This window comes from Clostridium sp. DL1XJH146, assembly GCF_054819755.1.
Map to the genome: position 1 here is coordinate 18,743 of NZ_JBTVVN010000023.1, position 14,529 is coordinate 33,271.

The window sequence follows — 14,529 nt, forward strand, 5'->3', positions numbered from 1 at the left end:
TGTTTTCCCTAAGAAAAACAGCTCTTTTATATAGTAAGCGCTATTAATCTTATCTTTCAGAAAAATACTTTCTGCTGGAATTGACACCGGGCATAAATGCTGGTTGTCGGGTTTCAATGGGCCAGTCCCTCCACCACTCTAGATAAGGAATTTATTGAATTTTTATTCATTGATATAAATTTTAATAATAAATAGCCATTATGTCAACTAAAAATTATAATCGAATTGTATAAAAATATTGCTCCTTTATATATACAAAGCACTACTTGAACTTACCGTTTACAAATCTATAATTCATTAAATACTAGTTTTTTTTGTAAAAATAAGTTGATTATTTATATTGTTTATCTTTATTACTTCCTATGATACAATAGATACAATAAATTTGTATATTTATTAATACTAGAAATACTTATATGTACTGTGATTTTTTTATACTTGTTCATGGAAATGTACATATGAATTAGTTTTGTATATTGATAAATAATTATTTTAAACACTAACCTATGAAGAGGTGAATTTTTTATGATTATAGATAGAAGCGAAGTATTGAGATATCTAGGATATAGAAATCAAGAAACAGATACAACAATAGAAAATTTAATAGACCTATGTATAGAAGAAGTAAAAGAATATTCTATCCCTAAGTCTACTTTTAAAACTTTTGATCTAATGAAAATTCAAGATACCCAAAACGTGAAAATTACTGATACAAATTTGACTTTTCATGGTAGAGACATATATAATCATCTAAAAAATTCAACAAAATGTACTATAATGGCTTCAACTTTAGGTGTCCAAATTGAAAAAAAAACTAGGTTATACGAAAAAAGTAATTTAACTAAAGCTCTAATTTTTGATGCTTGTGCTACTACCGCCATAGAGAGTTTTTGTGATGAAATCGAAGAAGAAGTAAAAAAAGAAGCAGAAAAATTAAATTTAGCCATTACCTATAGATATAGCCCTGGCTATGGTGATTTTGACTTAAATATTCAGCACAATATTCTAAATGTACTAGATGCACATAAAAAAATTGGCCTTACAGTTACAGATACAAATATATTACTTCCAAGAAAATCAGTTACTGCTGTTATAGGTTTTCAAGATAAAAATATAGGAAGGCAGCATCCCGGATGTAATACATGCAATAAAAAAAATGATTGTTTATTTAGAAAGGCAGGGGACTACTGTGGAAATTAGAAAAAAATTGGGGAAAGAATTTATATTTTTTGATGGGGCAATGGGAACAATGTTACAAAAAAGAGGCCTTAAAAGAGGTGAAATCCCAGAAACATATAATATTGAACATCCTGAAATAATAAAGGATATTCACCATCAGTATATACAAGCTGGTGCTAATATACTAACTATAAATACTTTTGGTGCTAATGAACTAAAACTTAAAGAAACAGGTTATTCAGTTGAAGAAATAATCTATTCTGCCACTTCTTTAGCAAAAGAAGCAAAAGGTGATGCAGATGCTTCTATAGCTCTTGATTTAGGACCAATAGGACAATTAATGGAGCCTATGGGTACTCTCCCTTTTGAAAGAGCTTACGATATATATAAAAGACAAGTACTAGCTGGTGTTAAAGCTGGATGTGACCTAATAATCATAGAAACGATTTCTGATCTATACGAAGCAAAAGCAGCCATTCTTGCAGCGAAAGAAAATAGCCATCTTCCAGTATTTTGTACTATGACTTTTGATGAAAGCCTTAGAACGCTAAGTGGTAGTAATCCTGTTACTATGGTTAATGTTTTAGAAAGCTTAGGTGTAGATGCTCTTGGAATAAACTGCTCTTTAGGGCCAAAAGAAATGATGCCTGTAGTTGATGAAATATTAAAGTATTCTTCTATTCCAGTGATGGTACAGCCTAACGCAGGTTTACCTAAAATTGTAGATAATGCTACTGTCTATGATGTTACCCCTACTGAATTTTCTTCTTTTATGAAAGAAATAGCAAAAAAAGGCGTGTCTATTCTAGGTGGATGTTGCGGAACTGATGAAACCTTTATAAAGGAATTAGTAAGTCAAATTAGTATTGTACCTTTCGTCAAAAATAGTGTGAAAAAGTACACTACTGTTTCTAGTTCAACAAAAACAGTTTTTATAGGTGATACTATTTGTGTTGTAGGAGAAAGAATAAATCCTACAGGTAAAAAGAAATTTAAAGAAGCACTTAAAAATAACGATATGGATTATATCCTTGGAGAAGCTATATCTCAGATGGAAGCAGGAGCAGATATATTAGATGTCAATGTAGGTCTTCCAGAAATAAATGAAGAAAAAGTTATGGTAAAAGCTATTAAAGAAATTCAATCTATAATAAATCTACCTTTGCAAATAGATAGTTCAAGTGTAAAAGTTATAGAATCTGCCGTAAGAGTATATAATGGTAAACCCCTTATAAATTCCGTAAATGGCAAAGAAAAAATCATGGAAGAAATTTTCCCTATAGTTAAAAAATATGGTGCTTGTGTTATAGGATTAACTTTAGATGAAAAAGGAATCCCTGGTTCTGCCCACGAAAGATTTGCGGTAGCTAAAAAAATAATTGATAAAGCTGCAGAATATGGCATACCAAAAGAAAATGTATTAATAGATTGTCTAGTTCTTACAGCTTCTGCTCAGCAAAAAGAAGTGCTTGAAACAGTTAAAGCTGTGGAAATGGTTAAAGAACAGCTAGGAGTAAAAACTCTTTTAGGTGTAAGTAATGTATCTTTCGGCCTTCCAAACAGAGATTTATTAAACACAACTTTCTTATCTATGGCCTTAGCAAATGGACTAGATGTACCGATATTAAACCCATTATCTAAAGGTATGATGGACACAATAATGGCCTACAAAGTCCTTGCCAATGAGGATAAAGACTCTAAAAATTTTATTAGTTTTTCATCTAACAAAGAATATAAAAGTGAAATAAAGGCACAATCTTCAGATATAGATTTGAAAGAAATTGTAATCAAAGGATTAAAAGAAAAGGCAATTCAGGCTACAAAAGAACTTTTAGAAAAAGCACCGCCACTGGAAATTGTAGATAAATACTTAATATCAGCCTTAGATATAGTAGGTGATAAATATGAAAAAGGGGAAATATTTTTACCACAGCTCATACAATCTGCTGAAACTGTTAAAAATTCCTTCTCAGTAATAAAAGATAAACTTATAGAAAATAATGAAACTAAAATATCCAAAGGTAAAATCATTCTAGCTACAGTTCAAGGAGACATTCATGATATTGGTAAAAATATAGTTAAAATCCTATTAGAAAACTATGGCTATGATGTAATAGATTTAGGTAAAGATGTTCCTATAGACAATGTAGTTAATTACGCAAAAACTCATGATATAAAATTCGTTGGCTTAAGTGCCCTTATGACTACAACTGTAGTTAGTATGCAACAAACTATCAAAGCTTTAAGAGACAATGGTTTAGAATGCAAAGTAGTGGTAGGTGGTGCCGTTTTAAACGAAGAATACGCTGATATGATTGGTGCTGATTACTATGCCAAAGATGCTAGAGAAGCTGTTACTATTGCTAAAGAAATTTTTAAAGAAAATTAGCAATGTTCAATGTGCAATTATTGATGATTTTCTTCCCTTTGGTCAGAAAATCTTTAATTTAATAAACATAAAAACATTTATAAAGAGGAATAGATTTCTTTATTTTTATATAAACCTATTCCTCATTTTATTCTTTTATTCTCTAATTTTTAATTCTTTTAATTCTTTTAATTCTTTTATTAATTCTAAAATTCTCGAGGGCAGCGAGAGAATTATCCTTAATTGCAAATTGCAAATTGCACATTGCACATTGCACATTGCACATTATTATTAAATCCGCCTCATAGATATTCTCAATAGTTTAATATAAAACAAAAACTTTATTCTTTAACCAATAATATACTATCATACCAATCCTTAGATGCCTGTATTACTTCATCAGCTCTGTAATATCTATCTTTTCCGGAAGGGGTACCATCTTCATACGTTTCATAAGCACCATTAGGATCATATATTTCAAAATACAGAACATCATCTGCTACTACATATCCTTTTACCAATATAAAATGGCCTCCATACATTTGATAAACCATATTTACATGGCCACCATATTTTGAATCATTAAAACTAATCTCATCTGATTTTATTCCTATTACCATTATATTACCTTGGTTTAAATTATCTATAACTAAGTCTTCTGTTACATCTCCAATTATTTCTGTTTCTATATTAAATCTATCTAAATAATTCTGAATATTTTCTGTAAACCAGCCACCATCATCACCATAATCTAAACTTCTAGCTTCCTCCGCAGAACCCCCAAAGTTCTCATCTTTCCATTTACCAATCATTTCTGCACAAGTTGGCCCACAATTTGTATATGAATATTCCCCTGTTGTTCCCTGGTCTACATACCATTCATAATCTCTATCATTACTAATTTTTTGAGTCATATATTGACCTAACCCTAACGACTCATCTATAAAAATTTTATCTATTGTAAAAGAGACTGTATACCTTTCTCTTATGTCGCCAAACCATCTTCCTTGTATACTATCAATTACAATTGCATAGTCTTCACCTAGCGCATATTCATTGTCTGAAGGTTTAATTGTTAAATTTTTACTGCTATCTTCAAGTTGCAAAGTTAAATCCATTTTCTTTCCATTAGAATCTAAAATATTAATACCATCTAATGTTTTCTTATTAATTATTATGTCCTGATTAAAATTGACCTTTATAGTATTATAATCATCGATATAGCTTAAATCATCAACTTCTACAGGACTAAAAAAATAATTAGATCCTAGAAAAACTATAGATAAAATTACTAATAATACTAACATTATCTTAGCAATTCTATTTTTATTTTTCAAATAAATCACCTCTATTCTAATTCCATATTTTGTAAATTCACTTACTATTATACTATTTTTTCCCAAGAAAAAATATACTATAAAAAAAGAGTTTTGGAATAATCCAAAACTCAAAAATTTCAATCGAAAATATTTCATAAGTAAATTATCAAATTCACTCTATATACTTAATTGTAATAATTGTTTATATAGCTCATAATCAATATCTTTAAAAACATTAAACACTATACGGTCAATACTATCTATATTTTGCTCCATAAATTCATTAATTGATTCAATAGCTATTTTTGCAGCCTCATCATTTGGAAATCTAAATTCCCCTGTAGAAATACAACAAAATGCCAGTGACCTAACACCATTTTCTAAAGCTATTGTTAAACATCCTTTATAGCAATTTTTCAAATCTTGTTTTAAGGAATTATTTAACCTGTTACCTACAATAGGGCCTACAGTATGCAAAACATATTGGCATGGAAGATTAAAACCTTTCGTTAACATTGCTGAGCCAGTTGGTTCCTCATAATTTACAGTATTCTTTCTCTTTTTTTGCATATATTCATTGCACACTTCTCTTAGTTGCACCCCTGATACTGAATGAATTGCATTGTCTATACAACCATGACATGGTACAAAACAACCTAGCATTTGCGAATTTGCTGCATTTACAATTGCATCAACCTCTAGCCTTGTAATATCCCCTTGCCATATTGAAATTTTATTTGCAAATTTATTTTTTGAATTAAATTCTTCATCAATAGTTTTAATTTCATTAAATTTAACTATTCCTTTATTAATAACCTCTTGCCTTAAAAAATCATCTTGTATCTCAAAAAATTCTTTTGAAATTGTTTTTGGTAATCTAACATTCATTAAAGAACGTAATAGCTCTCTTTTATCTCCCACTTTGTTCAAATCAATATTTTGATACTGCTTAGATTCAGAAATCAAAGCACTTAATAAATAATCTAATCTTTCATCTTGCGTCACTTTAGTTATGCCCCCTCTAAATCAGAGTATTTTATTAATTCTGACGGCTCATAATTATTGCATTTGAATCAATTGTTTTACCATTCCAACTCAAAAGTTGTATAGTCTACATATTCTTCATTCTCAATGCTCTTTATATAATAATACATAAATGAATCTCCAGCTTTTTCTTCCCATAACTTTTTAGCCTTTGAAGAATCTATATCTACTTCTTTATCTAACCTTCCTGAAAAATATTCTCTATTTAATCTAACAAAGTATTCTAACATTTCTTCTTTTTCTTCTTCGCTTATGTCATATTCATCTAAACTAGTATAAGCTTTTTTATAGGTTATACTATCAAAGAACTCAGATCCTTGCAAACTAAATTCTATTAGATTTTTATCAGTAATACTATTTTCTTTAACCCAATTTTGCATATCTATTTTTTTAGTATTATAAGACATTTTCCCATCTTCATAACTTATAACACCATATTGATATGGCCATACAGATATGGATGAGGTAATAAATTCTGTTGTATCTTCCTCTGTAATAATGTGCTGTATATGCATATGACCACTAAAATTAATATTAACACCATAATCTTGATATAATTCAGCTAACTTTTCCGCATTACTAATTCTATATCCATTGCTAAAAGCATCATTATGTAAGAAAAAAGTTTGATGTGTAAATGAAATAACCTTAACGCCCTGCTGCTCAGCATCTTTAAGAACTTTTTCTAGCCAATTAAGCGTTTTTCCTAGCACTACATTTTCATTTTTATCTGTATTTGTATCTAGACTAATAAGCCAGACTTTATCTTCTAACTGATACACAAAACTATTTGAAGCATCATCTACACTAATAGCTTCTGATAACCCATAATCATTATATATTTCACCAAATTCTTTGGTATTTACGGTTTCAACTCTCTCATAGCTATCTCCAAAATACTTTGATGCATATATATTATTAGTATCATGATTGCCAGGTAGAACCAATACCCTTATACCTACTTCTGTTAATTCTGTAAGTCTTTCAGATAAATCTTCATGACTTAGTTTTTCACCATTAAAAGTTAAATCCCCAGTCAGTATTACCATATCTGGTTTTGTATCTAATGTCTCATTTATAAAAGCATCTAAAATTTCACTGCTAAATTGAGTTTCCTTTCCATCTGCATTATTTATTACTTCTTGAAATAAACTTCCATTATCATTTAGCCTCTCAGTAAGATAATGTAAATCTGTTGCAACAATTATTTTAAAATCTTCGCCCTGTATTTTCGCTACACTTTCTCTTTCATAATTATTGTATATCCTATACCCTAAGATTATTGAAACTATCAGTAAAATAACTAATATACAAATTAATATTTTACCATTAAACTTTTTTTTCTCTTGTTTCACTCTATTTTCTCCCATCTATTTACTCTAGTATTTTATTTATAGCAATACTAATCTCGGCATCCACACAAATTGATTTAGGCATAATTTCATCTGGAGCATAAGCCATTCCTTTGTTTATACAAACAAAGCTAGCCCCTTCCCATAAATTAGTCATTTGCCAAAATGGATATTTTATTATTACAGGAGTATTCATCCCTACACCTAATTCTATAAATACAACTTTTTCTTTTTTATGATTTGATAAAAACTTCTTATAATTATCCAATGCTTTATCCCAATTTTCATCTTGGACAAAAGAATCATCTGCCCGGACATTAACTGCCATATTTTCACCACAAACAGGACACTTAGGTACCAATTCTGAAGGTATTCTACAATCCTTTTCCTTTTCAATCATTTCATAAACTATATCCTCATTGCTATATAATTTATTATGGCATGCCTTAGAACATTGAAACAAGCCATAATCCCCTTGTGTTGCAAAAATTCTACTCTCATCAAAACCAGCTTTATAAAATAGATGATCCACATTAGTTGTTAAAACAAAATACTCTTTATCTGCAACTAATTCTTTAAATTTTTTATATACACCATTTTCCTTGAACTGATATCTATTCATTAAAATATGTTTGCTCCAATACCCCCATTTTTCTTCTTGAGTATTAAAAGGATAAAATGCTGCTGAATACATATCTGTCATTCCATATTTATCAATGAATTTTTTAAAATTATCAGTAAATCTATCTCCACTATATTCTAACCCTGCAGCAGTTGAAAAACCAGCACCTGCACCAATTACTACAGCATCAGCTTCTTTGATTAAGTTTTTTATTCTTTCGTACTTATCTCCACTGTTACTAATTGTATTTTCAATATTAATATCCTCATCAATTCTTTTATCTTTTTTCTGAAATACATTTTTCATTTCCAATTTAATTAACCTCCAACCCTTTTACAGTTCACAGTTCACAGTTCACTACATCATATACTCTTTTATACAAATTAAACAACCTAAATATCATCATTACCCTAAACATAGCCTAATTCCTTATAGTATATAATAGCCTTTTAGTATATAATAGCCTTATAATTTATTTTCAACTATACAATCAAAATATATAGGAGGTTCATTTATGACTACTGCTAAAAAAATGCCTGATTGTCCTGTAGCGACAACATTATTACTTATAGGCAATAAGTGGAAAGTTTTAATCATAAGGGATTTAATGAATGGAACTATGCGTTTCAATGAATTAATGCGCTCAGTTTCAGGTATAACCCAAAAGGTTCTTACTAGTCAACTTAGAGATATGGAGAAGGATGGATTACTTACAAGAAAAATATACCCTGTCATTCCACCCAAAGTTGAATATTCTTTAACAGATACTGGTCGCAGCTTAAAACCAATACTGGATTCTATGGCTATTTGGGGTGCAGAATTTAAAGAAAAAAATGCACTATAATACTTTTCGAAAGATAATTACCAATGGTCAATTTGCAATTGATGTTGATTTTCATTCGTAATTACTAATTGCAAATTGCTAATTGTTAATTATTATTTTTTATTGCTCATATATTTTCGTATCTTCTTCCCTGTTTCTTTTCTATCTTCTTCTTCCATTGGTGTTTTTGCTATAACAGCATTGACTGGACATACAGTGTAACAAGAGCCACATTCATCGCAACGATTGCTATTTATTGAATACTTTTCTCCAGGTATAATTGCATTAAAAGTACAAACTTTAAAGCAGCTATCACAAGCTATACATTTATCTTTATCAATTATAAATCCAGGGTCTATTTGCTCCATACCCCCAAAAGAAAAACGTTGGCGTTCTAATTTATGGTCACGATTTTTCTTTTCAAAATCATAATCATATAATTCACCTTTATATTTGTACAATACAAAAGTTGTCATAGTTGGGTATCTCTCTATATCATTCATTAATGGTACAAACTTCGAATGCTTTTCTGCTTTTTTTGTCAATTCTTCTAATGATAATTCTCGAACATCACCACTTACCTTAATAAAAAAGCCCTCTGGAAAGTCTGGTAGTCCATTTTCATCATGAACCGCTGCTACGCTATCTGCAACTAGTGAGCATGCCGCAAGTTTATTTGTTTCTTTTAATTGACGATAAAAAGGCTTTACTTTCATAGTTTGAAAATACAATCCTTCATCATCATAAGTCAAAAAGTGAGCTATCCTCGTTTCAGGATATTCCCCATCCAAAGTTGCAAAAGTATATGCACTTAGTTTTTCAAATTTTTCGAATATTTCCTTTGTATTTAACATAATTTTTCTCTCCTATTGTTTAATAAATTTTTTTAATTTTTCAGTTGATGGATTTTTTAAAATATCCATATATCCGTATTCCACAATTTCGCCCTTATCCATAAATATAAAATAATCAGCAAATTTTTTTAAAAACTCCATTTCATGAGTAACAAATATAAATTCACTGCCCTTATCTTTCAGTATTTTTACTGAATCTAAAACTTCTTTTGTAAGAATTGGGTCTAGTGCTGCAGTTGGTTCATCTAAAAATATCAACTCTGGATTTGTAGCAAAGGCTCTTGCTATTGACGCTCTTTGAGCCTGTCCCCCTGATACCTTGTTAGGATTTTGATTTGCTATATCAGTAAGATGAAATTCTTGTAATACTTCATTACATCTTTTTTGAGCCTCTTCTTTATCCATCTTCTTTATCTTTTCTAATATCAATAAAATATTTTCCCTTATTGATAAATGCGGAAACAGATTGTGCTTTTGAAATACATATCCTATTTTTTCATGATATTCTTTTAAGCTTTTTTCTTCTAATATAACATCATTCACTGTGATTTTGCCTTCACTAATCTCTTCTATTCCTGATAGCTGACGCAAAAGTGTTGACTTTCCACAACCTGATTCTCCAATAATTCCTAAAGCAGTTATATTTGAAATATTTATATTCAAGTTTTTTAATATTAACTTTTCATCATATAGTTTATGAACATTTTTAAGTTCTATTTTCATACTGAGTATCTCCTTCCAACATAACTAGCAAGTAATGAAAGTGGTATTGTGACAATTAAATACATAACCCACATTACTAAATAACCTTCAATTGCAGCATAGCTTTTATTTGAAATAACAGTTATTATATAAGATATTTCCGAAACAGATACTATCTTTAGTAGAGCTGATCCTTTAATTATACTAGATAAATTATTTATCACAGATGGAATTAAAGGCTTAATCATTTGCGGAATAATTATATATCTATATTTTTGCCATCCATTAAAATGATACAAATCCATTACCATATATTGATCTTCATCAACTACTGCACTAGCAGTCTCATAAGCATTAGCAATATATGGGGTCATATAAAAAGTTAGAGCCATTATTCCAAGTGATAACTTATCATTTACACCTACTCTTATTCCTAAAACATAAACAACTAAAAATATCATAACTAATAATGGTGTACCCATAACTATTTCTTTCATTAAATTAGTAAATGTTTTTAGAAATACATTCTTACTGTTCATACATATATAAAACATAAAACCCGTTACCATACTAATTATTAACGTTACCATACTTACCCACAAAGTTGTATATAAAGCACTGAGGAGTAAATTTCTTTCTTTTAGTATTAAATCATATCTCAAGTTATCAGTTGCCGAACATAAAATAATTCCAAATCCTATAATTACAATAGCGTAAGCTAATATTTTTTGAATCAAATTACTACCTCTAACTCTATTCTTTTTATTTGTACTTTTAATACTATCCTTATTATGATCTACTAGCTCTGTATTTGAACTTGGATGATTTTGTTCTGAAGAATTCTCCGATTTTATCTTCCCATTTTTATGTATGTCTTTCCTATAAATCTCCATTTAAACCTCCGTTCTCAATTATGTTGAATGCAAGCTTCTTCTGGGGCTGATTTCTCTATATTAGTATCTACTGACTTTATTAATTCATTAACTTTCAAGCAATTAAAACAGCAGAATTTTTTTTCTGCTGTTTTATATTTTTTAAAATCTATTATTCCGGTTTATTAACAATATATTCAAGACCTAGTGATTCATCTTTAAGAAATTCTCCAACTTCATCATCGTATTTATCTGCAAGCTCTTCATATAAGCCGCCGTCTTCATAAAGTGTAGCTATAAATTCATTTGCTTTTTCTAATAATTCTGTATTTCCTTTTTTAACTGCAAATGCTGAAGTAAAATATTCTGGAATTCCAAAATATATTTCTGTTGTTTCTTTGTTTGCAGCATGATCACCAATAACTGTATTAGCTCCTACTAAAACATTGTAATTGCCAGATGTTACTTCCATTATACCGGATGCGATTTCTGTAACTTCAGTTACCTCCACCCCATAGTTTTGTGGAATACTAACTGAGATAGTACCTGATAGACCTATTGCATTCATTCCCTCTAAATTAAAAAAATCATCTGCTGTCATATCATCTGAAATATTATTTTTATCATAAAATTCCTTATTTACTAAAGCTAAAGTTCTTCCATAACGATACCCTTCCGAAAAATCAACTTTTTCTTTTCTTTCCTCATTTACAGTCATGTCACTAATTATTATATCTGTTTCTCCAGTTTCCAACGAAGGAATCAACATTGGAAAGTCTGTATTTACTATTTCCACTTCCTGACCGATATATTCTCCAAGAGCATAAGCTAAATCAGTTTCCAATCCAGCTGGATTTCCATCATCATCAAGATACATAAATGGAGGATACTTTAAGTCTATACCTACCTTTAAGACATTCTCATCACTATTATTATATGCACTGCATCCTGCTAACAAAGAAATCGTTAATAACCCCATTAATACAATTGACGTTAATTTTTTCATACTATTTTTCTCCTGCCTTTATCAATTTTATTTATTCTATAATAGCCCTACTAATTACACTTTCATATTACTATAAGTAGTAATATCAGTGAAGAAGGCACTTAAAAGTGGTATAGTTTCTAATGGATATCTAGTATCTTATTAATACCTTTTACCTGTTAAATACGGAGAAACAAAAAAGCTTTTCAACTAATGTTGAAAAGCCTTCTAATCATATAAAATTACCCTAATTTTTCTATTACTTTTTCTACAAATATATCTACTATATCCGAATCAAATTGTTCTCCTGCGCATTTCTTAAGCTCTAAAATTGCATCCTCTTTATTCATAGCCAAACGATATGGCCTGTCGGAAGACATTGCATCAAATGCATCAGCCACTGCAATAATTCTTGATTGTATTGGTATTTCTTTTCCTTTGAGCCCTTGAGGATACCCTTTCCCATCCCATCTCTCTTGATGAGATAGTACGTACTTAGCTATTTCCGAAAACTCATCTACAGTATTAAGTATTCTAAACCCTACTTCACAATGTTTTTTGATTTCTTCCCATTCATCAGTATTAAGTTTTTCTGTTTTATCCAAAATAGTGTTTCTAATACCTATTTTACCAATATCATGTACAAGTCCTGCAGTTCTAATCTGTTTAATCTCTATTTGATCAAAATTCATATTCATTGCAATTACTTCACATATTGAAGCTACTCTATTCGAGTGAAGCATTTCCCTGTTGTTTTTTTCATATAATGAATTCATCATTAAATCTATTGTCTTGCTTCTACTGCTCAATTTCTCTGTAAGTTTTTGTCTATACATATCATTTTCTGCTTCTTTAAACACGTCATTCATATTATCGGATGGATTTTCTTTTAAAGCATATCCAATTGATAGTGAAGATATAACTTTTAATGACAATGTATTCATAACGACTGTATTAATTCTATCAATTAGACTTTTAGCCTCTATAGCTGTAGTCTTAGGTAGAATGATTACAAATTCATCTCCGCCAATTCTAAAAATCATTTCATCAGAAGGACACTCTCTTTTAAGTATTTCTCCAATTGTTTTAAGTAGAAAATCACCTTCTTGGTGTCCAAAAGCATCATTTGTAAATTTTAAACCATTTACATCTGCCATTATTAAGGCTATTGGCAAATTTTTGTTATCGTTAAGTCTAGCTAATTCCTCTTCGTAAAATCTCCGATTATGCAAACCTGTGAGTTGATCATAATAGCTAAGATGAATTAATTTTTGTTCAGCTTTTTTGCGTTCAGAAATATCTCTTGCTATTCCAAACAATCCTATAAGTTCATTATTTGTATTGAAAACTGGACCTTTTGTACTTAAAAAAGTAATTAACTCACCTTTTTTATTAGTAATTTGTTCTTCAAAAGTAATAGTGCTATAGCTTTCAAGTACTTGTCTGTCAGTTTCCACTATTGCTTTTTCCTCTTTAAATGTGATTATAGATGCGTCATCTTTACCAATAATTTCTGTTGAAGATTTGCCCATTAGTTTTTCACCGGCTTTATTAATAAGCAAATATTTACCTTCTATATCCTTAATATATATCGCATCCGTAGTATTATCCAGCAATGAATTTAATAAATCTCTATTCTGTGCTAACTCATTCTCCAATCTTTTCTCAGTAGTAATGTCTTTTAAGATGCAATGGGTTTGTTTGAAATTATCACTTTCATCTACGCCTATTTTACCGTCAAAAGCGATGAATATTCTTTCTCCATTCTTATGATACATTTCAAATTCACTGTGAATATATCCTTTAGATTTAAATAATGGGAATCTAACTTTAAATTTTTCTTGGTAATTCGGTGACAAAAAATCACTAAACCTCTTGCCGATTACCTCCTCTTTTTTATATCCAAGTATATTACACCATTGTTCATTTACTGTAATAAATTTACCATCACTATTCAGTGATTGATAACCAAGTGGTGCTCTATCAAATAGCTCTCTAAATCTTTTTTCACTTCTAGAAATACTTTCCTCAGCATTTTTTCTTTTTTCACAATTTTTCATCGTACCAAATGCTTCTAAATCACCGTTAGCATTGTACTTGTATTTCTCTAACATCTCAACCCAAATACTATTGCCATCTTTACAAATCAACTTATATACAAAAGTATTGACATTTTTAGATCTATCTTCTTCGAATTCTTTGACTGTAATCATTTTCTTTTTCAAGTAATCACTCATTGAATCATAAGTTAATAACTCTTGAATGTTTTTCTTGATTACTTCATCAATTGTGAATCCTGTTAAATATAAAATTGATGCACTCATATATGTCCATTTATTTTTCTTTATATTATAAATGTATATCACATCTGCTATATTATCTATTATTTCTTTGTAGTTTTCAGCCATG

At 29.6% G+C, this 14,529-nt stretch carries 12 protein-coding genes and 1 riboswitch; of the genes, 3 read left to right on the top strand and 9 right to left on the bottom strand.

Features of this window, described 5'->3' with window-relative positions; genetic code table 11:
* Window positions 1–46: 46 nt before the first annotated feature.
* Window positions 47–149: riboswitch (SAM riboswitch) on the bottom strand.
* Window positions 150–525: 376 nt separating this feature from the next.
* Together ACVHXK_RS11835 and ACVHXK_RS11840 are read left to right on the top strand one after the other, a co-directional pair.
* Entirely contained in the window at window positions 526–1,200 is a 675-nt protein-coding gene (locus ACVHXK_RS11835) for a vitamin B12 dependent-methionine synthase activation domain-containing protein (RefSeq protein WP_461206605.1), read from the top strand.
* Window positions 1,190–3,568: a homocysteine S-methyltransferase family protein gene (locus ACVHXK_RS11840; protein WP_461206606.1), complete on the top strand. Its 2,379-nt coding sequence runs from the start codon at window positions 1,190–1,192 to the stop codon at window positions 3,566–3,568. The genes ACVHXK_RS11835 and ACVHXK_RS11840 overlap by 11 nt, the downstream gene beginning before the upstream one ends.
* A 320-nt stretch (window positions 3,569–3,888) precedes the next feature.
* On the opposite strand, the gene ACVHXK_RS11845 is transcribed toward ACVHXK_RS11840, so the two are convergent.
* The 4 genes from ACVHXK_RS11845 to ACVHXK_RS11860 all read right to left on the bottom strand — a co-directional run bounded on the left by ACVHXK_RS11845 (window position 3,889) and on the right by ACVHXK_RS11860 (window position 8,190).
* Entirely contained in the window at window positions 3,889–4,884 is a 996-nt protein-coding gene (locus ACVHXK_RS11845; RefSeq protein WP_461206607.1) for a cysteine peptidase family C39 domain-containing protein, read from the bottom strand.
* A 159-nt stretch (window positions 4,885–5,043) separates the two neighbouring features.
* Window positions 5,044–5,871: a protein-ADP-ribose hydrolase gene (locus ACVHXK_RS11850; protein ID WP_461206608.1), complete on the bottom strand. Its 828-nt coding sequence runs from the start codon at window positions 5,869–5,871 to the stop codon at window positions 5,044–5,046.
* A gap of 77 nt (window positions 5,872–5,948) precedes the next feature.
* Window positions 5,949–7,265: a metallophosphoesterase gene (locus ACVHXK_RS11855; RefSeq protein ID WP_461206609.1), complete on the bottom strand. Its 1,317-nt coding sequence runs from the start codon at window positions 7,263–7,265 to the stop codon at window positions 5,949–5,951.
* A gap of 19 nt (window positions 7,266–7,284) precedes the next feature.
* Window positions 7,285–8,190: an SIR2 family NAD-dependent protein deacylase gene (locus ACVHXK_RS11860; RefSeq protein WP_461206641.1), complete on the bottom strand. Its 906-nt coding sequence runs from the start codon at window positions 8,188–8,190 to the stop codon at window positions 7,285–7,287.
* 208 nt (window positions 8,191–8,398) lie between these two features.
* Between ACVHXK_RS11860 and ACVHXK_RS11865 the strand changes: the two genes are divergently transcribed.
* On the top strand, window positions 8,399–8,728 hold the full coding sequence (locus ACVHXK_RS11865; protein WP_461206610.1) for a winged helix-turn-helix transcriptional regulator: 330 nt from the start codon (window positions 8,399–8,401) through the stop codon (window positions 8,726–8,728).
* A 92-nt stretch (window positions 8,729–8,820) separates the two neighbouring features.
* Here ACVHXK_RS11865 and ACVHXK_RS11870 read toward each other — a convergent pair whose 3' ends face one another.
* The 5 genes from ACVHXK_RS11870 to ACVHXK_RS11890 all read right to left on the bottom strand — a co-directional run bounded on the left by ACVHXK_RS11870 (window position 8,821) and on the right by ACVHXK_RS11890 (window position 14,528).
* A complete protein-coding gene (locus ACVHXK_RS11870; protein ID WP_461206611.1) occupies window positions 8,821–9,561 on the bottom strand; it encodes a 4Fe-4S binding protein in 741 nt (246 codons plus the stop codon).
* A 12-nt stretch (window positions 9,562–9,573) separates the two neighbouring features.
* The gene (locus tag ACVHXK_RS11875) at window positions 9,574–10,284 is read right to left on the bottom strand and encodes an amino acid ABC transporter ATP-binding protein (RefSeq protein ID WP_461206612.1); all 711 of its coding nucleotides are present in this window, start codon (window positions 10,282–10,284) and stop codon (window positions 9,574–9,576) included.
* Window positions 10,281–11,156 carry an amino acid ABC transporter permease gene (locus ACVHXK_RS11880; protein WP_461206613.1) on the bottom strand — a complete coding sequence of 292 codons (876 nt, stop codon included), beginning with the start codon at window positions 11,154–11,156 and terminating at the stop codon, window positions 10,281–10,283. The genes ACVHXK_RS11875 and ACVHXK_RS11880 overlap by 4 nt, the downstream gene beginning before the upstream one ends.
* Window positions 11,157–11,307: 151 nt before the next feature.
* Complete coding sequence (locus tag ACVHXK_RS11885; protein WP_461206614.1) at window positions 11,308–12,141, bottom strand: ABC transporter substrate-binding protein; 834 nt, start codon at window positions 12,139–12,141, stop codon at window positions 11,308–11,310.
* A 221-nt stretch (window positions 12,142–12,362) separates the two neighbouring features.
* A complete protein-coding gene (locus ACVHXK_RS11890; protein WP_461206615.1) occupies window positions 12,363–14,528 on the bottom strand; it encodes a PAS domain S-box protein in 2,166 nt (721 codons plus the stop codon).
* Window position 14,529: the final 1 nt, after the last annotated feature.